Below are 21,809 nucleotides of genomic sequence, written 5' to 3' on the forward strand. Positions count from 1 at the left end.
TTTACAAGGCTGAGAACTCCATTGGATCAGCGGTTATCTTCAAAGGATTGGTTCACTGCGCCCTGGATAATGTGGCCCGATGTGCTCCAATTGATGGACCAATGTTCCATCACGGCCTAGTCGGCGAACGCGCAAGATAGTCAGCACGGATCGAAGGCAGTGCGCCGCCATACCGACAGATTGGCGTTCGTTACATATCGCAGATGAAATAGGCTTGCACCAAAATCACAATTGCGCCGTTGCTTCGATTTCGACCTTTGCCGCGTCTTCAACAAGACCAGCAACAACCACCATCGACATGGCCGGGAAATGTCTGCCAAAAATCTCCCGATAGGCCTGACCAACTTCGCGTTGAGCGGCCAAATATTCAGCCTTGTCGGTGACAAACCAGGTCAGGCGCATCACATCCTCGACTTTGCCACCGGCCGTTTCGACAATTGTGCGGATGTTGAGCAGCGCCTGACGCATTTGACCGATGAAATCGTCACTCACAAACTCTTTGTTCGCGTCCCATCCAATCTGGCCACCAATATGAAGCGTGCCATCTTTAGCCAGTATTCCATTTGCATAGCCCAGCGCCGGCAGCCAACCTTCGGGGTGAATTACGTCATGCGGCATCAGTGGGCTCCTTCAAGTCTTGCAGTCGTTGTGCGATCCGTTCCGGCCAGGGCGCTGCACGTCCTGTCGCGTTGATGTGAACCAAGGTTGCCTCGGTTGCGAATCTAAGCTCTTCTTCACAATGCGCAGTCAGGCGAAACGTCATTGATCGGCGGCTGACGGCAGAAATCTTCAATCGCAATATCAGCTTGTCCCCGTGCCGGCTTGGGGCGGCAAACCGCGTGTTGATCTGTGCCGTCGGCACGCCGCTCTGGCCATGAATGTCTTCGAATGGCCAATCCAGCACGTCCGCGAAAAAACACTCGACGCAGTCGTTAATCATCTCGAAATAGCGTGGGTAGAAGACAATCCCGGCAGGGTCGCAGTGTTTGAACATGACCTTCTGTGTAAGTTCAAAGCTCATCACACACCTACATATTGCGCGGTCAATTCGGGCGTCAAAGCGTCCATTTTGCCAGCCCAGACCGTCTTGCCCCGCGCCAAAATGACGGCGTTGTCGGCAACCGAGGACAGCTCGCGCAGGGATTTGTCTATCAACAGGATCGACATGCCGGTTTCACGCTTAATCTGCGTGATCGCTGCCCAGATTTCTTGACGGACAATCGGGGCCAGGCCCTCAGTGGCTTCGTCCAACACCAAAAGCTGAGGATTGGTCATCAATGCCCGTCCAATTGCGAGCATCTGTTGCTCTCCGCCGGAAAGCGAGGCCGCGCGTTGGCCCCTGCGTTCTTCAAGTCGGGGAAAAAGCCGGGCGACGGCATTTAAGTCCCAAGCGCCAGAGCGTGCCGCAGCAATGAGGTTCTCTTCGACCGTCAGATCCCGAAAGCAACGACGCCCTTCTGGCACCAATCCAACACCCAGCCGAGCCACGTTATGGCTCGCCATCTTATGCAGGTTTTTGCCATTAAACATCAGGCTGCCGAACGAGTCGATCATTCGGCAGATCGCTTTGACAGTGGTGGATTTTCCCATACCGTTCCGCCCCATCAATGCGCAAACCTCGCCTGCGTTCAGGGTCAGATCAACGCCGAACAAAGCAGGCGTACGACCGTAGGATGCTGTTAGGTTTTCAACCTCGAGCAAACTCATGCCTCCTCCCCCAAATAGGCCTCTCGGACCTCGGGCGATGATCGAATTTCATCGACCGTTCCGGACGCAATCACCTGGCCATAGACGAGAACGCTGATCCGGTCGGCCAGCGAGAAAACTGCATCCATGTCATGTTCAACCAGCAGGATCGGTGCCTCGTGGCGCAGTTTGTCCAGAAAGCCGGTCATTTCCTTCGACCCCTCCGCACCCAATCCCGCCATCGGTTCATCCATGACAAAGGCCTTAGGGGACAGGGTTAAGGCAACGGCGACTTCCAATTGTCTGCGTTGCCCATGGCTGAGATTGGCAGTGGTTTGGCCTGCGACACCGTCTAGGCCGACGCGGACAAGCGCCTCCATAGCCCTGTCGCGCAAGTCTGTATCCCGGCTTGCCGCGCCCCAGAAACGCCAAGGGTTTCCGGAATGTCCAAGCGCACCCAGCAGCGCATTTTCAAGCACGGTGTCTTCCATCGCAAGTGCAGAGATTTGGAAGGTTCGCCCTAGACCGGCCCTGGCACGCTCCTGTGTCGATAGGGACGAGATGTCCTGATTGTTCAAGTAGACGCGGCCGGAATCGGGCCTCAATCCTCCACAGATTTGGCCAATCAGCGTTGACTTGCCAGCGCCGTTCGGACCGATGATGGCGTGGATTTCCCCAGCCCTCAAATCAATCGAAACATCCTGCGTGGCCTTGAGCGCGCCAAAGCTCTTTTTGAGGTTCCGCGTAGATAATACAACGTTAGACATTGGGCCCCTCTTTGCCGGTCAAAATGCCCAACAGGCCACCGCGGGCGAACAGCACAATCAGAAGCAGGATCACCCCAAGCCAAACATGCCAGAAATCGGTCAAACCCCCCAAAAAATGCTCGAGCATAACAAATAGTGCGGCTCCAATGACAGGACCTATCAGACGCCCAACACCACCAATGATAATCAGAACAATCAACTCGCCCGACAGTTGCCAGCTGAACATCGTCGGACTCACGAAACGATTTAGATCAGCAAAAAGAGCACCCGCTAGTCCGGTCACCGCTCCAGAGATGACAAAGGCCAAAAGCTTCAGACGCATCGGATTCAGCCCGACCGTTTCCACACGTTGCGGCACCTGTCGTGCTGCGTTCAAAGCCAAGCCAAAAGGAGATGCACGAAGTCGCCAGTGGAGCAGCAGCGCGGCACAAAGCGCCGCGAAACACAGACCGAAGAACTGGATCGGGACTAGCGTGTTCATGCCTGGAAATCCGTTGCGCACGTAGATCGACAGACCATCTTCGCCGCCATAGGCGCTCCAGGAAATGGAGAAGAAAAAGAACATCTGTCCAAACGCGAGCGTGATCATGATGAAATAGACACCCGTTGTGCGCAGAGACAGTAGCCCGATCAACAACGCCGCCAGGGCGGAGGTGACAATCGCCGTCAACCATATCACCGGCATGGATTTTGTGCCTTCGATGCTGAATGGTCCAAGCTCTAGCGCGGTATATGTCTGGGCATGATGGGCGAGAATGCCCATCGCATAGCCGCCTAGGCCAAAAAACACCGCATGCCCAAGGCTCACCAAGCCGCCAATCCCAAGCGCGATGTTCAACCCCACCGCGGCCAGTGCCAGAATAACGGTCCGTGTGGCCAATGTGATCGTGAATGGTTCATCAACCGCAAGAGCCCAAAGCGGCACGACCGAAAGCCCGGCCAGCACGACCCAATTGACATAATGTTCCTTGATCATGCCCGCACCCCAAACAAACCGGTCGGGCGCCAGATCAGAACGATGCTCATAAGGATATAGACAGCCATCGACGCCAAGGCAGAGCCGGTTTGCGTCGCAGCGCCTGCTTCCATGAACAGTTTAAAAACTTCCGGCAGGAATATTCCACCCAGCGTATCGGTCAATCCGACCAGGACAGCCCCGATGAACGCCCCTTTGATCGAACCGATTCCGCCGATCACGATCACCACAAAGGCAAGGATCAAAACAGGCTCTCCCATCCCCACCTGCACCGATTGGATAGCACCCACCAATGCACCTGCGAACCCGGCTAGCGCCGCGCCCAGGGCAAAGACGATCGTGTAGAGTTTCGAGATATCGACGCCAAGCGCTGCGATCATCTCGCGGTCATTTTCTCCTGCGCGGATCTGGATACCGATCCGGGTACGGGCGGTAAGCCACCACAGCCCCAGGGCCACCACAATACCCACGCAAATAAGGGTCAAACGATAAAAGGGATATTCAATACCGCCCGGCAATGTGATCGGGCCTGACAGGTAATCGGGGATGTCAAGAAACAGAGGGAAAGACCCAAAAACCCATCTCGTACCTTCGGAAAAGATCAAAATCAGGGCAAAAGTCGCCAACACCTGATCCAAATGCGGAGCATGATAAAGCCGTCGGATAACGGTCATTTCAACAATCGCGCCAGCACAGGCCGCGGCAGCCAGCGCCGCCACAAGCGCCAGAACGAAAGAGCCTGTGTATCCTGCAACGGCTGCGGCCGCGAAGGCCCCAACCATGTACAGCGAACCATGGGCCAGATTAATCAACCCCATAACACCGAAGATCAGGGTCAGGCCTGCTGCCATCAGAAATAGCATAACACCAAACTGAAGCCCGTTCAGAACCTGCTCAATAATGAGAATAGCTGACATTCAATCGCCTCGGAAACAAACAGGCCTGCCGTGCACACCACGCGCGGCAGGCCTGCCATCGTCACTACATCTTGCAATCACCCGCGTAGGCGTCAGCGTGGTTTTCGAGGGCGGCACCAAGAATTTTATTGGTGAAAACGTCACCTTCCTGGATCACCTCACGGGCATAGATCGTTTGGACCGGGTGATGGTTGTCGCCAAAGGCAAAGTCGCCGCGCGTGCTGTCAAACTCGGCGGCTTTCAGAGCCGCACGGAACGCGTCGGCATCGTCAACACTCGTGGTGTTCAGGGCCGATAGGATCAGGTTTGCCGTATCGAACCCCTGGCTTGCATACAGCGACGGAAGACGCCCGTATTCAGCCTGAAAGCTCTCGACAAAGGCGGCATTTGTCGGATTGTCGATATCCTTGTTCCACTGCGATGTGTTCACCACGCCCAAGGCGGCGCCCCCCACCGCTTGCAGGATACCTTGGTCAAAACTGAACGCCGGACCGACCACAGGCAGATCAACACCGCTATCTGCATATTGCTTCAAGAAGGAAATTCCCATTCCGCCGGGCAAGAAGAAAAACACGCTATCTGCACCCGAGGCACGGATCTGCGCGATCTCTGCCGCATAGTCTGTTTGGCCAAGTTCGGTATAAAGCTCGCCGGCCAGCTCACCTTCAAAGAAACGCTTATATCCGGTCAAAGCATCTTTCCCGGCCGGGTAATTGGGGGCAAGGATAAAGCTGTTGGCGTAGCCCGCACCATTTGCATACGCGCCAGCAGCCTCGTGAAGATTGTCGTTCTGCCAGGCAACGTTGAAGTAGTTTTTGTGGCAGCCTTTTCCTGCCAATGCCGAAGGTCCCGCATTGGGCGACAGATAGAAAACGTCCTGGTTTACGGCCGAAGGGACGACAGCCATGGCCAAGTTTGACCAAATGATTCCAGTCATTATGTCAACTTTCTCAGACTGGATCATCTTGTCTGACAGTTGAACCGCGATGTCCGGCTTGCGCTGATCGTCTTCGATCACAACCTCTACATCATCACGGCCGGATTGTTTGATTGCCAGCATGAAGCCATCGCGCACATCAATCCCCAGGCCGGCACCTCCACCTGAAAGTGTCGTGATCATGCCGATCTTGGTCTCGGCCACCGCTCCGGTAGCGGCAAGCGCAAGCGCTGTCGTCATCGCAAGTATTTTTTTCATTGGTTTTTCCTTTCCCTGTTTCGTTTCGGCACGGTTAACTTGTTCCCACTTTAAGCGTGGCTTTGTCCTCTCGATCCCGCCCAAATCGAGGGGACAATTGTCCGATAACGCTCATGTCGACCCTTGTTCCGGAATCTCCTCTTTCAGTCTGAAGCGTTGAATCTTTCCTGTTGGGGTTTTTGGCAGGTCATCCCGGAAAATGATAGAACGTGGATATTTGAAGGGCGCAACGGTCGCTTTCACATGGTCCTGAAGAGCTTGGATCAGCTCGTCGGATGGTTCGACATTCTCAGCAAGAACAATATGGGCTTGAACAATTGACCCGCGCGCCTCGTCTGGCGCACCAATGACGCCACATTCAGCAACGGCTTCGTGCCCCAAAAGGGCCGCTTCAACCTCGGGCCCAGCAATATTGTAACCAGAGGAGACTATCATGTCGTCATTGCGGGCTACGAAATAGAAATAGCCATCCTGATCACGGCGAAAACTGTCACCCGTGACGTTCCATCCATCCTGAACATAGGTGTCCTGACGGTCACCCCGCAGATATCGGCACCCAGTGGGGCCGCGCACGGCCAGCCGCCCCACCTCGCCAATCGGCGCTTCGCTGCCGTCAGGTGCCAGAATTTTGGCTTCGTACCCCGTTACAGGCTTGCCAGTACAAGCCGCACGGTGATCGTCAAAACGGTTCGAGATAAAGATGTGCAGCATCTCAGTCGCCCCAATCCCGTCCAGCATCGGTTTGCCGGTTTTTGCGATCCACTCCTCATAAACCGGGGCAGGCAAGGTCTCTCCTGCGGACACGGCAGCCCGTAGACTGGAAAGGTCAGCCCCCTCTTCCATAGCGCAGAGCATCACGCGATAGGCGGTTGGTGCTGTGAAGGACACCGTCGCCTTATATTTCTGGATAATGTCGATCATATTCGGCGGTGTTGCGTCTTCCAGCAGCGTTGCTGTTGCACCGAATCTGAGGGGGAAGATCGCCAGTCCTCCCAAGCCGAATGTAAACGCCAATGGCGGTGAACCGACAAAGACATCTTCGGGCACCACCTTAAGCACGTCGCGCGCATATCCATCCGCAATCATCAGAAGGTCGCGGTGGAAATGCATGGTCGCCTTGGGCGCACCGGTGGAACCGGAGGTAAAGCCCAGTAAGGCGACATCGTCACGACCCGTCTGAACCGCCTCGAACGTCACCGGTTTTTCCAGTGCCAGTCCATCAAGCTCGGCATCATGGTTCATTGTCCCGTCAAATGCCACAACGCGCAGAGAAGGACAGTCCTTTGCGCAAAGGTCCAATTCATCCATCAGTCGGGTGTCGCATAGCGCATGCGTGATCTCGGCCAGTTCGATATATTTTTGCAATTCGACCGCACGCAACATCGGCATTGTGTTGACCACCACAGCGCCTGCTTTCGTAGCAGCAAGCCAGCAGGCCACCATGGCCGGATTGTTGGCCGAACGGATCAACACACGATTTCCTGGTTTTACACCCAGATCGTTGACCAGTGCATGTGCCAGTCTGTTTGTCCAATCCGTCAGTTCTTTGTAGGTCCGCTGCCGACCATTTCCGATCAGCGCCGTGTGATCTCCGAACCCTTTGGCCACCATCGCATCAGTCAGTTCCACACCGGCATTCAGATATTCTGGGTAATCAAATCCAGCCGTCAAGAAATCAGGCCAACTGTCCTGCCTAGGCAGGTTGTCCCGCGCGAAACCATCACTATGCGCCGTCGGTCCAAGCATCAGGCACCCCCCTCGAACACGGTCATGGTCTGGCGCGCTATGATGATTTTCTGAACATCGCTCGCACCTTCATAGATGCGCAGCGCCCGGATTTCGCGATAGAGCGTTTCCACTGAAGACCCAGATCTTACGCCGTCTCCACCAAAAAGCTGAACCGCCTTGTCTATCACATGTTGCGCCTGATCCGTGGCAAACAGCTTTGCCATCGCCGCCTCGCGGGTGATGCGCGGGGCACCCCTGTCGCGCATCCATGCGGCGCGGTAAATCAACAAAGCCGCCGCATCGACATCCAAAGCCATGTCAGCGATATGCCCCTGAACCAGTTGTAAATCAAACAACGGAGACCCTTGTACGTGCCGGGAGGAAACGCGCCCAAGTGCTTCATCCAGCGCGCGGCGCGCAAAGCCCAAAGCCGCGGCTGCCACGCTGGCACGAAACACATCCAAGACAGACATTGCGATTTTGAAGCCTTGCCCCGGATTCCCAATCATGCTGCTTGCGGGGACACGGCATTCCGTAAACCGCAAGGTCGCCAAAGGATGTGGCGCGATGGTATCAAGACGCTCTGCAACATCAAAACCCGGCAAGTCTGGCGTGACGATAAAGGCCGACATGCCCTTGGCACCCGGCGCTTCACCCGTGTTCGCAAAGACCGTGTAGACATCAGCAATCCCGCCATTCGAGATCCAGGTTTTCTCGCCGTTAAGGATGAAATGATCGCCATCGCGCGTCGCAGTCATGGTGTTGGCCGCAACATCTGAACCCGATCCGGGCTCGGTAAGGGCGAAGGCGGAAATCGCTTGCCCTGCGCGCGTCTTGGGAAGCCAGGCGGCTTTCTGTTCGGGCGTTCCAAACAGCGTGATCGCTCCAGTCCCCAGCCCCTGCATGGCAAAGGCGAAATCGGCCAACCCGTCATGGCGTGCCAGAATTTCACGCGACAGGCACAGCTTCCGGACGTCGAACACGCCGTCGTCATTGGACGTCGGCGCAAGAACGCCTGCCTTTCCAAGCTCCGCAACCAGCGCCCGGCAGGCCGCGTCCGTATCGCCGTGATCTATATTCAGCCCTTGCGCAAACCCTTCCACATAGGCCGCCCAGTCGCGGTGTTCGGCATCAAAGAAAGGCCAGTGGAGAAAGGTTTGATCCGCCATCAATCGCCCCCGAACACTGGTTTTTCTTTGGCAATAAAGGCTTCATAGGCACGCGTAAAATCCTGGCCCTGCATACAGATGGCCTGTGCCTGTGCCTCGGCCTCGATCGCCTGATCCAGGCTCATATTCCATTCCTGCGCAAGCATCGTCTTGGTCATGGCATTGGCAAAGGTCGGCCCGGTGGCAATCCGTTCGGCAAGGGCAATCGCCGCCGCCGCAAGCTCTTCAGCGGAGGTTACAGAGTTGAAAAACCCCCAGCGTTCGCCCTCTTCTGCGCGCATGGTGCGCCCGGTATAAAGCAATTCCGCAGCGCGCCCCTGCCCGATGATCCGAGGCAGCATCGCGCAAGCCCCCATATCGCAGCCTGCAAGCCCGACCTTGTTGAACAGAAACGCAACTTTTGTGTCCGGTCCGGAAATGCGCAGATCAGACGCCATGGCCATAATCGCGCCTGCACCCGCGCAGACCCCATCAACGGCCGCAATGATCGGCTTGCCGCAATGGATCATCGCCTTGACCAAATCTCCGGTCATGCGCGTGAAGGCCAGAAGCTCTTTCATGGTCATCCGGGTGAGCGGCCCGATGATGTCATGCACGTCTCCGCCCGAACTGAAATTGCCACCGTTTGGCAAGATCACAACCGCGTGGACCTCGTCCGAATAGGCAAGGGCACGGAACCAATCGCGCATTTCAGCATAGCTGTCGAATGTAAAAGGATTTTTTCGATCTGGTCGATCATGGGCAATACGGGCAATACCGTCGACAATTTTGCAGCGAAAGTGCTTTGGCTGGGGCAGGTTCATCACGTGTTCCGATCATCCAGGGCTTTGTTCAAAAGACGGGTCAGGGTTTTTGCGTCCTCACGCGTCAGGTTGCCCAACATATCGTCTATCCATTCTTCATGGTGCTCCGCCAAATCCGCGAATGCTTTGGTGCCTTTGGGTGTTAAGCGCGCGATCATGGCACGCCGGTCTCCGGGCACCGCAACACGAAGCGCAATGCCTTCTTCCGCCAGGCGGTCGATAATTCCAGTAATGTTACCGTTGGAGACTTTCAGATAGTCGGAAAGCTCGCTCATTTTTAACCCGTCAGGATAGCGCGATAGGGCTGCCATCACATCAAATCGCGGAAGCGTCGTATCATGATTATCTCGGAGCCTACGGCGCAGATCTGCCTGGACCGAAGACGAAAGCTTCAAAATCCTGAGCCAAAGGCGCAGCCGTTCCTTTGACAGCGGTTCCTGGTCGGGTTGCGGTTGTGGATTCATATCTCACCTCCCGACATTGACAATGCGTGACCGTTGATCGCGGCGGCTTGCTTAGACGCCAAAAACAACGCGGTTGCGGCCACTTCGCTCGGGTCAATGAGTCGTGCCTGGGGATTGCCCGACGCGACCATTGTCGTCGCCTCACCTCGGTTCATATCAAACCGTTTCATAAGCCCGGATATGGCCTCATCTGCGAGCGCAGTATCCGTAAAGCCGGGACAAATCGCGTTACACGTGATCCCCGACTTCGCAACATCCAAAGCGATGGATCGAACCAGCCCGACGACACCATGTTTGGCGGCAGAATAAGCGGGAACCGATGCATTCCCTTTCAAGGCAGCAGTCGACGCAATTGCAATCAGGCGCCCGCCAGCGCCCATCGTGTTCAAGGCCGCACGAAAGGTCAGAAATGTGCCTGTCAAATTGACCGACAGAGTCTTTTCCCAGGACGCAAGCGACGTCTTTGAAACCTTACCAGAGGAACCGCCCCCGGCATTTGCAATCACCACGTGGTAGGGCGCGTCAAAAAGCGCTTCGACCTCTGGTTCTTTTGTGACGTCAGCGGTCTGCCAAGTGATTGAACGCCCAGCGCTGGCGTCTTCAAGAATATCGCTTCTTCGGCCTGTAATCGTGACAGCATCGCCCGCGTCAGCAAAGGCATGGGCTATCGCACGCCCGATACCTGTACCTCCACCCGTGACTAAGACCCGTCTCATACTTTAAGCATCTCCGCTTCGCGATCTGCCAAACGCCACGCCTGATCCCGCCCTGCCAGATAGGGAAGTGGCCAATCAGGAGCCGCCCTGTCGCCGATGCGTGCGGCCTCGTGCAAGGTCCAGTATGGGTCCGCCAGATGTGGACGTCCGACCGCAACAAGATCAGCGCGCCCAGCCATGAGGATCGAATTCGCGTGATCAGCTTCATAGATGTTGCCGACTGCCATCGTGGGTATACCCGCGTCGTTGCGAATACGGTCACTAAATGGCGTCTGGAACATGCGGCCATAGACCGGCTGAGCTTCAATTGTGGTCTGCCCCGCCGACACGTCAATCAAATCCGCTCCCGCCGAATGGAAGGCTTTGGCGATCAACACGGCTTCCTCAGGTGTTACACCCGCGTCTCCAACCCAGTCATTCGCCGAGATTCGAACCGATATCGGCTTGGCCTCTGGCCAGGCTGCACGCATGGCGGCAAATACCTCCAACGGCCATCGCAGGCGGTTTTCGAGTGCGCCACCGTATTCATCTGTGCGGGCGTTCGATATGGGCGAGATAAAGGACGAAACAAGATACCCGTGCGCCGCGTGCAACTCGATCATGTCGAATTTGGCCCGATCTGCCATGCGTACGCTTTCAACAAACTGGTCCTTGATCTCGTTCATCTCCGCTCGGGTGATTTCGCGGGGTGTTGCGTTGTTTGGCGACCAAGGAAGGGCCGAAGCACTGACCAGGTCCCAATTCCCTTCCGCAAGCGGCGCGTCCATGACTTCCCAACCCAACTGGGTCGAACCCTTGCACCCTGAATGCCCGATCTGACAGCAAATCCTTGCGTCGGTGTGTTCGTGCACAAATCCAGTCAGCCGCCGCCAGGCGGCCTCGTGTTCCGGTGCGTAAAGTCCCGGACAGCCGGGTGTGATCCGACCCTCTGCGCTGACGCAAGTCATTTCAGTATAGACCAGCCCGGCCCCGCCTTTGGCCCGCTCTCCATAATGCGCCAAATGCCAATCCGTCGGCGCGCCGTCCACAGCCTTATACTGGGCCATGGGCGACACAACGATCCGGTTCTTGAGTGTCATCTCTCGCAGCTTAAACGGCGTGAACATCGGAGCGCGCAGGGGTGCGTCCTCTGGCATACCTGAACTCGTCATGAACCAACGCTCGGCGCTTTCCAGCCAATCCTTGTCGCGTTCGCGCAGGTTTTCGTGGCTGATCCGCTGGCTCCGGGTCAACATGGAATAGTTGAGCTGTACCGGCTCCAGATCGAAGTAGCGCTCCACAGTTTCAAACCACTCCAGCGAGTTGCGCGCCGCTGATTGCAAACGCAACACTTCAAGCCTGCGATCCTCTTGATAGCGCGCAAGGGCAACGCCTGTGTCCACCTCGCTATGCAGCAAGTCGGCCAGGGCGATCGCCGACTCCAACGCCAGCTTCGTGCCAGAGCCGATCGAAAAATGCGCCGAGGCTGCGGCATCGCCCATCAATACGATATTCTCATGATGCCATTGTTCGCAAAGCACACGCGGAAACCGTAGCCAGGCAGAACCACGGATATGATTGGCATTCGTCATCAAAGCATGCCCGCCCAGGTGATCTTTGAAGATGTGCTCACAAACGGCGATGCTCTCGTCTTGGCTCATCTCGCCAAAGCGATACGCGTCGAAAGTGGATTGCGAACATTCGACAATGAATGTCGCAGTCTCATCATCGAATTGATAGGCATGGGCCCAGACCCACCCTTTGTCGGTTTCCTCGAAAATGAAGGTAAAAGCGTCATCAAAACGCTGATGCGTGCCCAGCCAAACGAACTGACAAAGCCGTTCGTCGATCTCGGGTTTGAATACATCTGCATAATGCGCGCGCGTTTTTGAATTCAGCCCATCGCTGGCCACGACAAGATCGAACTCGGCAGCATAAGTTTCGACGCTTTCGATCTCGGTTTCAAAACGCAATTCGACGCCCAGTTCTCGCGCGCGGTCCTGAAGTAAAAGAAGCAGTGTCTTGCGTCCGATACCGCAGAACCCATGGCCCGAAGATACCAGTCGCTCACCTTTGAAGTGCAAAGCCACGTCATCCCAATAGGCAAAGTTTGCACGGATTGCCGCGGCGCTTATGCTGTCATTTGACGCGAGGTTGTCGAGCGTTTCATCAGAAAGCACGACGCCCCAACCAAAGGTGTCGTCCCTCTTGTTTCGCTCCACAACGACAACCTCATGGGTCGGGTCGCGCAGCTTCATCGAGATCGCGCAATAAAGCCCTGCCGGGCCGCCACCAAGACAGGCGATACGCATACAATCCCTCTCCTTGCCCCGATTCTTGAACTAAGTCTGCGGGCAACTCATTTCTATTTCAAGCTTGAAATTTTAAATAAGAACAGTTTGACTCCGAAAGAATGGCTCGGTTGCGAGGGAAAAGAGGACCCTCATTCCGCCGCGAGCGCAACAACTGGATTGTTGGGGTCAGAGGGTTGTTGGTTGGCTACCCGCCGATTTTTGAATTTACCACGATACACCAGCGCGAACACAGGCGGGGTGAAGTAGAACGACACTACGGTCGACAACAGAACACCACCGGCGATCGCCACCGCAAACGGAGGCCAAAAAGCCCCTCCTCCTAAGATAAGGGGCAGGAAACCACCGAAAGTCGTGATTGTTGTCGAGATGATGTGTCGGCTGGAACCAGTAACAACGCGCGCCATCGCCGCCCGATCACCCTGGCTGGCCTGATCGTCTTGTTGCAACCCGGTTAGAATTATGATCGCCGCGTTGATCGAAACCCCAATTGAACCGATGACTCCGATAATTGCAGTTATGCCAAACGGGAATTGCATGACGGCCAGTGACAGCATTGAAAGGCCCGCAGACAACACGCACACGACCAAGGTCACAAGAGTCAGCCGGAACGAGTTGAAGGTCAAAACAATGGTCGCGATGGAGAGCGTGACAATCAACCCGACAGAGGCAAGTAAATTGCCCACGGTGTTGGATCGGGCATCACTGTCGCCGCCCAAGGACATCGAATAGCCTTGCGGCAACTCAAACCCGGACTCATCAAGCGCTTCTAGAACGTCCTGCAAAGCCTCTTCGGGCAAAACACCGGGCACGATAAACGCCTGTATGGTGTTCTCGCGTACGCCATCCGTTCGGGTTATGACGCTCTCTGCAGGTTCGATAACCGGTCTGGCGAGTTCCGACAAAGGTACAGCCGGGAACACTCCGGTCGCGGATATGGCGGCAGCGTTCGGCAGCAGAATGGGCATACTGACAATAGCGCTTAGGTCTGATCGCACCTCGTCACCCAGACGAACACGCACCGGCAACTGTTCAGTCCCTTCGATCAGTGATCCACCGGTTATGCCAACAAGCGCCGTGTCCAGCTGACCCGCTATATCTGCCACGTCCAATCCCAGCAGACGGGCTTTGACCTCATCAATCTCGAACCGGATTTGAGGGTTGCCGCCGTTCACGCTGGCGCGTGCCTGCGTCACCAAATCGAGATTGGCCATTACTGACCTCACCTCGTCGCCCAGATTACGCAGAACCGTGATGTCCTGCCCCTGAATTTTAACCTCAACCGGTGCAGCGACCGGAGGTCCCTGCACAAGATTGCGAACGATGATCTGCGCGTCAGGAAAGTCGGTATCCAGACGACCCTGCAGAGCTCCGACAAGGCGGGCCGCATCATCGGCCGTGTCAGTTGTGATCATGGCTTGTGCAAATCCGGGCTCGCGTGAACGGTTGCCAACGATGTTGTAGTAGAATGCGGGGCCGGATTCTCCGACCGTCCAGTAGACACTTTTGACGCCTTCATCAGCCAGTAACATTTCATCGATCTGGCGCGCAGTTGCTTCGGTGGTGGCAATTGATGTTCCACCCGGCATGTCGACCTCGATATAGAATTGGTTGCGGTCGACGCCCGGGAAGAATTGCGCAGTCAGCGTTGGAAAGGCTGCAAAGCCAAGCACGGGCAAGACCAACGCCAACGCGATGGATCGCACTGGGTTGGCAACGGACAATCGGATTGAGGCCTCGAACATACGGGCAAGCGGCGGTATGCTGACACCGCGGCTCAACATTCCTGCATCCGGGCGATCGGACAGCAACCAGCCAGCAATCGCCGGAGTCACCGTCAAGGCCACGACCAGGGACCAGACAAGCATAAGCACCACAGCGATCGCGATGGCACCGACAAAGTCGCCTGCGGGCCCCGGCAGCAAGATCATCGGCGTGAAGGCGAGCGCCGTTGTGACAGTCGATGCCAGTAACGGCGCGGCCAACCGGCGAACAGCGTCTCGCACGGCTGCAAGTCGCTCCATCCCATCCTGCAGACGGCGTCGAATTTCATCGGTCATCACGATGGCTGCGTCAACAAGCAGACCGAGGGCAACAATCAGACCCGTCACGGACATCTGATGAATGGGCAATCCAATCATGTTCATCGTCGCCAAAGTGGCCAATGAGACGACAGGCAGAACCAAGGCCACAATCGCGGCAGCCCGAACCCCCAAGGTGATAAACAAAACAGCCACCACCAGCGCCACGCCAATGGCCATATTGATCCCAACCTCTGTCAAACGATCCGTCGTATACTGGCTTTGATCAAACAGCAGAATCTCCTGCATGCCCAGAGGCACCAGTTCGGCGCCTGCCGCAAGCTCATCCCGAAGAAAACCAGTCCAGCGGTCGATCTGCACGCCATCCTGCGCCAGAACCCCGACCAGAACCGAAGGTTTTCCGTTGGCAAACGCGATTGAGGGCTGCGGTTCGCGCCCACCCCGGTCTACGCTGGCAATATCTCCGAGCTGAACCACGGCACCGTCTGCGTTTTCACGCAGGACGATGCTTCGAATGCGGTCCAAAGTCTCAATCTCCCCGCTAATGCCGATGGTCAGGTCGACATCGGACTGCAACCGCCCAGACTGAACCTTACCATCTGCTTCGGCGATCCGCTGGGATATCTCGGCCGCGCTAAGCCCAAGCGCAGCAGCCTTGTCCATGTCGACGCTTACAAGCACCTCTTCATCCGGCTGACCGAAATAGTCCACTGCTCGTGTCGCAGGTATCGCGCGCAGTCTGTCACCCAATGCTTCGGCATGACGTGACAACAAAGTGAGCGGGAAGTCGGGGGCCTCGGCTGCAACTGCAATGACAGCGGAATAGGCAGCAATACCCTCGGCATCAAACTCTGGCGGCAAAACTCCTGCCGGGAAGTTCTGGCGCGCATCTTCAACGGCATCGCGCGCTTCGGCCCAAACCTGCTCAATGGTGGCTTCATCCAGCGTTTCCAACAACTCGACTGAAACCACCGATACGCCCGAGCGTGAGACAGAACTGATCTCATCTACTTCGGAGATTTTCCGCAGTTCTTCTTCGATTTCTGCGGTAACCAGCGCTTCGACCCGCTCCGGATCTGCGCCCGGGAACTGCGTGGTTACAGTTGCGAAGAGGTTGGTAATCGTAGGATCTTCCTGCCGGCCCAACGATAAGAACGAAGACAGGCCTGCAGACACAAGCACCAAAATGATAAGAGCAACCAGTCGGGGGTGGCGAAAAGTAAGGGTTTCCATCAAATCGCTCCGTTACTCGCCCGTGTTGAAGGCGACGCGCTGGCCAACGGTAACGCGCTGTGGCCCTTGGTCGATCAGAACAGTGCCTTCTGGAAACGCGCCACGTACGAAAACGCGGTCATCTTCAGCGTGCAGAACTTCGACCGTTGCCAGGCGCACAATCTTCTGCGCGTCAGCAACCAGAAGTGTCCATTGCCCACGTGTACCTTCCTTCAACGATGTCGTGGGCACCCAGGTCCCCGAACTCTGGACGGGATCCAGTACATGCACACGTGCGGTTTGTCCGAAAGCAATGTCGGGTCCGTTCTTCAGATCGAACAGCGCGGTGCGGGTTCGGGTCACCGGGTCAATGTCGGGCCGCAAAGTTGCAAGCTCGGCGCGATAGCTTTGACCTGCTATTTCGATCTCAACATCAGTCAGCAGCGCCGGATCAACATCGAGAGGGATACCGATCCGAACCTGCGGGGACACGACCTCGACCATACCCAGAACCAGCTCACCCGATCGCAGAGTTTCCCCGCCATCCACGTGTCGCGCGGTTATTTGACCGGCAAATGGGGCCTCGATACTGGATTTCTCGATCCGAACGGTCACATCACGCATGGCCGCATCCAGTTCGCCAATTCTCGACAACAATTCATCTTGCTGAGAAATGGCCTCGTCCAAACGGGCTTGGCTGGTGAATCCCTGTTCGATGAGTTTGGCGTTTCGCTCAACTGTTTTCTTGGCAAATGCGAGCTGGGCTGAGATGGCATCGCGTGATGCGGTCAGACGCTCACGTTCGACCTCCAACAGAGCAGTGTCCAGCGTCGCCAGAAGTTGACCCTTGGCAACCTCGTCGCCCTCATCCACCAGAATCTGATCAAGCGTCCCATTCAGTTCGAATGAAATATCTGCCGAACGCTGTGGTTCGACCTGACCGATGAACACACGGTCGACTGTATAGGCGCTCTCCGACGTGATTGGCGTTGCCGAGACCGGCGTTACTGCCGCAGCGTCCGGTGAAGGAACAGCATCTGCCCGGCGTGTGAGCTCGGACGCACCGAAGTAAACGGCGGCCGCTGCAACGGCTATAAAACTGACGGTCACTCCCAAACGCACAGTGCCGCGGAACACACGTGCAAATAGGCTCGGTTTGGTCGCTTCAGTAGATGAATTCGCAGGATTCGGCATTTGGGGACCTCATCAAGTTAGCATCTCTAACATATGTTAGAAGCTCTCACTTTGACAAGAGATACGTGATCTGGCACATGTTGGATCATGAGCAGCACAGAAAAAATTCACCCTTCAATCGACCTGGCGACCGGTCATGCTGTTAGCAAGAAAGCCTATCATCACGGCGATCTACGCGCTGCATTGATCGAGGCAACCCGACAGCTGGTTGAAGAAAAAGGTCCAGATAGATTTTCCGTTTCTGAGGCGTGCAGACGGGCGGGCGTTTCGACGGCGGCCCCTTACAAGCACTTCAAAGACAAGACAGAAATGCTCGTTGCGACTGTTCTTGAAGGCATGGAGCGTCACCGAAGTAAAATGCTTGCCGCACTGGAGGGCGTTCCTGAAGGATCGACCGAGCGCATCACCGCAATTGGGATGGAGTATGTTGCTTTCGCCCTCAACGAGCCGGGAATTTTCAGGCTGAAATTTGGTGGCTTTACGGATCGCATCGCAGATCCCCGACTTGAAGAAAGCGGTCAACAAAGCTTTGGGATTCTTTTGACTGAGGTTGCAAAATGTCTCGGAGAACCGGGAATCACTGACGAGGTACGTAGACGGGGGTTCTTATTGTGGAGTTTTGTGCACGGGCTATCCTTCATTCTGCATGACAAAGGGCTTGCTGAGAAAGGCGGAGATTTCGAGCTGTATGCCCTACTCGAAGATATCTCTGAAAGAATGCTGCGTTGATCTCTCAACATAGCTGTGACTTTTATAAGGGTTATCGGGATCGCAGGTTCTGTTGCAATCTTTGCCCCACCCGTTAGATCGAAAGCAGTTCTGGTAACGCGCACTAAACGTGACAAGAACAGGCCACGACGATCTCATTCAGAGGTGCCCATTTTCCAAAGAACGTGATCTTGCACGCGGTTTTCTTCTACCTACGCTACCGTGTTTCATAGCGGGATCGAGAAGAAATCATGGTGGAACGTCTTATTCCGTTGTGAGCCGATGCAGGATCCAAGTTGGCTAAGCCGAAACACTCTCGCGTGCGGCTTTTGCCGCCGCAAGGTGATCAAAAATACGCACTGGATACCGCTGCCCGATCACATGATTTGATGCCACAAATGTCCAAGGTTCAACGACGTGTATCGGTAAAGTTGGCCCAAGCTGAGCGGCTCGTGCAAGTCCCGTTTGAACCATACGACCTGCACTTGCCATGCCCTCGCGCACTGATTGTGCGATGAGGATGAATTTAGCCCACGCTACATACCTGGCCACATGAACAGGTTTTGTCTTCCTTAAAGCAGTCAGTCGTTGGGTTTGGGACGCACTCTGCTAGTGTTCAATTCAAAATCGCGATCGATAGGTTCAATGCCGTGGCGAAGGCTACCCAGGCCAGATACGGAAGAAAAGCCAACATTGCGATCCGGTCCGATCTGCGTACCTGTTGAATGAAGACGGCAATCACAATCAACAGCGACAGAATGATCACGAACGCGAACCAAGGCATATGCAACACAAAGAACACGGGCGACCACAAAAAGTTCAGACCCATTTGCGCCCACCAGAGCTTCATCCCAACAGAGCTTTTTTGCGCTTCGAACTGACGCCAGCCCACCCAGGCAATCAGCACATAGAGCACTGACCAGACCGGAGCAAAGATCCAGTTGGGTGGATTGAACACGGGTTTGGATAGGTTCGCGTACCACGCACCCGGTGCCGTCAGCATTCCTATCAGGATACCACCACCCAGCACGAGTGCCAAAAAGCCAATCCGTATCAACAGTTTTGTCATCTTTCGAACCTCATTCGTATGACTTAGTCACACGAAGGGCCATCAGCAATTGGGGATCGCCAACGAAGTTCGAGCGTCAGCAGAGAAAACTGCGGTGCTGCTTTTACCTTCTTTCGCAAATGTCACTGTGGCGCCGGCAATCTCGGCTCCGCTGACCGTGATTTCGCGCTGACCGATGGTATCATCGACGTCGATGGTAAAGGCAATATTGGACCCGGCCTTGAGGGACGCAATCTGAAGTTCAATGAAATCCTGCCCGTCCACAACCGAAGGCACATCCAGCAAAGCTTCTGCCCCATTTGTAAATTCAAGAGGCTGGAACACCTCCACCCCTGCTCCGGCCTCAGACACATCAAAAATCAGACGGCCAGAAGAAGGCGAAAGGTCTAGGCTCAAAGTCGAGGCGCTCAGATCGCAATGTCCTACATTGTTTACAATGAATTGATCTTTTGGCGCCCCTTCGACAAAACGCACCTCAAGGCCAGCGTGAAGCGGGCCGGTCGAAAGAAAGCCTATTGCTATTGCAAGTAAGTATGAACGAACCATCGTGACCTCTAAGTTGTCTTTGTACTTACATCTAGGGTCAGGATTCATAACCAGTATATGACGGTTGCCGCGAGTGCGATGGCTGATAGGAAGACCTTGGGGCACGGTCGTAGCGTGTTGCCACGCGCCTCCAATCCTTGAGCCTGCCAAACATGATCTCTATGCGGTTTCGCCGCTTGTATCGGCGTTTGTCGTATTTGACGGGCGTCTTGCGCTGCATTCGGCCGGGGACGCAGGCGCGTATCCCTTTGTCTTTCAACGCATCTCGGAACCAATCGGCGTCATAGCCACGATCACCGAGCAGCCAGTCCACGTTTGGTATGCTGCTGAGCAGAGCCCGAGCACCGATGTAGTCACTAACCTAGCCAGCGGTGACAAAGAGGTTCAATGGCCGCCCTTTGCTGTCACAGATTGCGTGCAACTTGGTATTCATACCGCCTTTGGTTCTGCCAATTAGGCGACCACGCCCCTCTTTTTGACGCCCAAACTGGACGCCGAGCGATGGGCTTTTAGATATGTGGCATCGATCATGACCGTCTTCTTTTCACCGTGCTCGGCGGACAGACCAGCCATCATTCGTGCGAAGATGCCTTTTTCGCTCCAACGCTTCCACCGGCTGTAAAGCGTATTGTGTGGCCCGTATTCCTTGGGGGCGTCCCGCCAGCGCAACCCATTGCGATTGATGAAGATAATCCCGCTAAACACCAGTTTATCATCAACCCGTGGCTTGCCATGCGACTTCGGGAAGAAAGGGGAAAGCTTGGCCATCTGCTCATCTGTAAGCCAATAAAGGTCGCTCATTTCATCGCTCCGTTTTCGGAGCTGTGAAACTCGCAGCGCAGCGAAAATCAATGCATCCTCACCCTAGGTCCAGCATGCATATTGTCCGTAGTTTCCACCTTACGTTTCTGAGTTTGCTTGCAGTGATATTGCCGATTGCACCCGGCGCGATCGCAGATGATGCCGACAAGGGGCAGATCGCGTTTCCCGGTGCCGTCGGATACGAAAAATACGCCAACGGATGGCGTGGCGGCAGCGTGTACTACGTAACCACTCTGGCCGATTCAGGGCGTGGCAGCCTGCGGGAATGTGTGCAGCATCCGGGTGTCGGGCGGGTCTGTGTGTTTGCCGTATCTGGTACCATCGTTGTGGACAAGCAGCTCCGTGTTTCGCCCAATACCTATATTGCCGGGCAAACCGCGCCGGGGCAGGGGATACAGCTGCGGGTCGGGAATGTGAAGTCATCACCGCTGATGGTCTACGATTCACATAATGCCCTGCTACGCTTCATGAAATTCCGCCCGGGTCCGAGTAAGAAACCTTCGCCGAGTGTTGATGGTCTGGGCATTGAAAGCAGCACGGATATCTATGTCGACCATGTCTCGGTTGCGTTTGGCGTTGATGAAAACCTTGGAATTGGCAGCGAACGCTACGCCAGCCATGACATCACCATAGCCAACACGATCCTTGCCTATGGTCTGGACAAATCATCTCATACAGAGAGGCGTCATTCCAAGGGTGCTTTGATTTGTTCCAAGGACGGGGCGGTCTCGGACTGCGGACGGATCACCCTGATGGGGAACCTGTTTGCCCATAACCGCGACCGCAATCCCGATGTCTCGTCAACCGCTCTGAGCCCCGTCGATATCGTGAATAACGTGTTTTATGATGCGTCCTCGCAATTTGGCGAGTTTCGGAACCTCTATGGCGACACATGGATCAACTATGTTGGCAACGTGATCCTGCCCGGGCCGCGTACACGAAATCGCCCGCGCCCCGCTGCGATCGAGGTGTTTCCGGTTGAGCCAAACAACAAGCTAGAGGTTTTTGCCGCGGACAACCTTTATCTGGACAATCGGTTGGACCTGCTTTGTGACAGATCGAAACAGGGGCGCGTTGTCGATGTTGCGGCCCGGCCCAATATTGTCTCACGCCCCGCGTTCCCGCTGTCGGTCACGCCCGAACCTGTCTCGGGTGTTTTGGAACACGTGTTGAGCACAGTAGGGGCGCGTTCGGGGCCGGACAAGGAATTGGACAGCCCTGACCGGTCGATCATTGAAAACGTGAGGGGCTGTGACGGGCACAGGATCAATCACCCGGATGAGGCCGGAGGCTGGCCAGACCTGCCCGAGATATCCACACTAAGTGACCGCGATCTGGACGGGTTGCCGGATGACTGGGAAGAGTCACGTGAAGGCTTGGATCCGGATGACCGCAGTGACGGCTGGAAAGACCGCGATGGTGATGGCTGGTCAAACCTTGAGGAATATCTGAGCGTTCTGGCAGGCGATCCGCTGCCTTGAAGCTCTTCCAGTGGGCGCTATGC

Annotated in this window: 19 protein-coding genes and 1 pseudogene; 2 read left to right on the forward strand and 18 right to left on the reverse strand. The window is 55.7% G+C overall.

What is annotated here, in order from left to right; all coding sequences use genetic code 11:
* Positions 1–225: 225 nt before the first annotated feature.
* The 15 genes from ACR0JE_RS14605 to ACR0JE_RS14675 form a co-directional block, all read right to left on the reverse strand.
* Complete coding sequence (locus ACR0JE_RS14605) at positions 226–618, reverse strand: RidA family protein (protein WP_170537414.1); 393 nt, start codon at positions 616–618, stop codon at positions 226–228.
* Positions 608–1,021, reverse strand: coding sequence for an acyl-CoA thioesterase (locus ACR0JE_RS14610; protein ID WP_480864687.1), 414 nt, complete (start codon positions 1,019–1,021; stop codon positions 608–610). Before ACR0JE_RS14610 ends, ACR0JE_RS14605 begins: the two co-directional genes overlap by 11 nt.
* Positions 1,021–1,707: an ABC transporter ATP-binding protein gene (locus ACR0JE_RS14615; RefSeq protein WP_480548282.1), complete on the reverse strand. Its 687-nt coding sequence runs from the start codon at positions 1,705–1,707 to the stop codon at positions 1,021–1,023. The genes ACR0JE_RS14610 and ACR0JE_RS14615 overlap by 1 nt, the downstream gene beginning before the upstream one ends.
* Entirely contained in the window at positions 1,704–2,453 is a 750-nt protein-coding gene (locus ACR0JE_RS14620; RefSeq protein ID WP_480864688.1) for an ABC transporter ATP-binding protein, read from the reverse strand. Before ACR0JE_RS14620 ends, ACR0JE_RS14615 begins: the two co-directional genes overlap by 4 nt.
* Entirely contained in the window at positions 2,446–3,429 is a 984-nt protein-coding gene (locus ACR0JE_RS14625) for a branched-chain amino acid ABC transporter permease (protein WP_480864689.1), read from the reverse strand. Before ACR0JE_RS14625 ends, ACR0JE_RS14620 begins: the two co-directional genes overlap by 8 nt.
* Positions 3,426–4,346, reverse strand: coding sequence for a branched-chain amino acid ABC transporter permease (locus ACR0JE_RS14630; protein WP_480543807.1), 921 nt, complete (start codon positions 4,344–4,346; stop codon positions 3,426–3,428). The genes ACR0JE_RS14625 and ACR0JE_RS14630 overlap by 4 nt, the downstream gene beginning before the upstream one ends.
* A gap of 64 nt (positions 4,347–4,410) precedes the next feature.
* Complete coding sequence (locus tag ACR0JE_RS14635; RefSeq protein ID WP_353009520.1) at positions 4,411–5,541, reverse strand: ABC transporter substrate-binding protein; 1,131 nt, start codon at positions 5,539–5,541, stop codon at positions 4,411–4,413.
* A 111-nt stretch (positions 5,542–5,652) separates the two neighbouring features.
* Positions 5,653–7,287 carry an AMP-binding protein gene (locus tag ACR0JE_RS14640; protein WP_480864690.1) on the reverse strand — a complete coding sequence of 545 codons (1,635 nt, stop codon included), beginning with the start codon at positions 7,285–7,287 and terminating at the stop codon, positions 5,653–5,655.
* Positions 7,287–8,438, reverse strand: a complete 1,152-nt coding sequence (locus tag ACR0JE_RS14645) for an acyl-CoA dehydrogenase family protein (protein WP_480827007.1) — start codon at positions 8,436–8,438, stop codon at positions 7,287–7,289. The genes ACR0JE_RS14640 and ACR0JE_RS14645 overlap by 1 nt, the downstream gene beginning before the upstream one ends.
* Positions 8,438–9,241 carry an enoyl-CoA hydratase family protein gene (locus tag ACR0JE_RS14650; protein ID WP_480864691.1) on the reverse strand — a complete coding sequence of 268 codons (804 nt, stop codon included), beginning with the start codon at positions 9,239–9,241 and terminating at the stop codon, positions 8,438–8,440. Before ACR0JE_RS14650 ends, ACR0JE_RS14645 begins: the two co-directional genes overlap by 1 nt.
* Positions 9,241–9,705 carry a MarR family winged helix-turn-helix transcriptional regulator gene (locus ACR0JE_RS14655; RefSeq protein ID WP_480864692.1) on the reverse strand — a complete coding sequence of 155 codons (465 nt, stop codon included), beginning with the start codon at positions 9,703–9,705 and terminating at the stop codon, positions 9,241–9,243. The genes ACR0JE_RS14650 and ACR0JE_RS14655 overlap by 1 nt, the downstream gene beginning before the upstream one ends.
* Positions 9,702–10,421, reverse strand: a complete 720-nt coding sequence (locus ACR0JE_RS14660) for an SDR family NAD(P)-dependent oxidoreductase (protein ID WP_480543813.1) — start codon at positions 10,419–10,421, stop codon at positions 9,702–9,704. The genes ACR0JE_RS14655 and ACR0JE_RS14660 overlap by 4 nt, the downstream gene beginning before the upstream one ends.
* Positions 10,418–12,712: a bifunctional salicylyl-CoA 5-hydroxylase/oxidoreductase gene (locus tag ACR0JE_RS14665; RefSeq protein ID WP_480864693.1), complete on the reverse strand. Its 2,295-nt coding sequence runs from the start codon at positions 12,710–12,712 to the stop codon at positions 10,418–10,420. The genes ACR0JE_RS14660 and ACR0JE_RS14665 overlap by 4 nt, the downstream gene beginning before the upstream one ends.
* Positions 12,713–12,843: 131 nt before the next feature.
* Complete coding sequence (locus ACR0JE_RS14670; protein ID WP_480864694.1) at positions 12,844–15,987, reverse strand: efflux RND transporter permease subunit; 3,144 nt, start codon at positions 15,985–15,987, stop codon at positions 12,844–12,846.
* Positions 15,988–15,999: 12 nt separating this feature from the next.
* Positions 16,000–17,160, reverse strand: coding sequence for an efflux RND transporter periplasmic adaptor subunit (locus ACR0JE_RS14675; protein WP_480864695.1), 1,161 nt, complete (start codon positions 17,158–17,160; stop codon positions 16,000–16,002).
* Positions 17,161–17,247: 87 nt separating this feature from the next.
* Between ACR0JE_RS14675 and ACR0JE_RS14680 the strand changes: the two genes are divergently transcribed.
* Positions 17,248–17,889 (forward strand): TetR/AcrR family transcriptional regulator, encoded by a 642-nt coding sequence (locus ACR0JE_RS14680; protein ID WP_480864696.1) that lies wholly within the window; start codon positions 17,248–17,250, stop codon positions 17,887–17,889.
* Between the two features lie 595 nt (positions 17,890–18,484).
* On the opposite strand, the gene ACR0JE_RS14685 is transcribed toward ACR0JE_RS14680, so the two are convergent.
* The 3 genes and pseudogenes from ACR0JE_RS14685 to ACR0JE_RS14695 form a co-directional block, all read right to left on the reverse strand.
* Entirely contained in the window at positions 18,485–18,937 is a 453-nt protein-coding gene (locus ACR0JE_RS14685) for a TspO/MBR family protein (RefSeq protein ID WP_480864697.1), read from the reverse strand.
* 42 nt (positions 18,938–18,979) lie between these two features.
* A complete protein-coding gene (locus tag ACR0JE_RS14690) occupies positions 18,980–19,531 on the reverse strand; it encodes an aggregation factor core (protein ID WP_480864698.1) in 552 nt (183 codons plus the stop codon).
* Positions 19,528–20,284 (reverse strand): annotated as a pseudogene (locus tag ACR0JE_RS14695) (IS5 family transposase). The gene ACR0JE_RS14690 and the pseudogene ACR0JE_RS14695 overlap by 4 nt, the downstream one beginning before the upstream one ends.
* 122 nt (positions 20,285–20,406) lie before the next feature.
* On the opposite strand from ACR0JE_RS14695, the gene ACR0JE_RS14700 reads away from it, so the two are divergent.
* Positions 20,407–21,786, forward strand: coding sequence for a pectate lyase family protein (locus ACR0JE_RS14700; RefSeq protein ID WP_480864699.1), 1,380 nt, complete (start codon positions 20,407–20,409; stop codon positions 21,784–21,786).
* Positions 21,787–21,809 lie beyond the last annotated feature (23 nt).

The sequence above is a fragment of the Ruegeria sp. H3 genome, assembly GCF_056533095.1.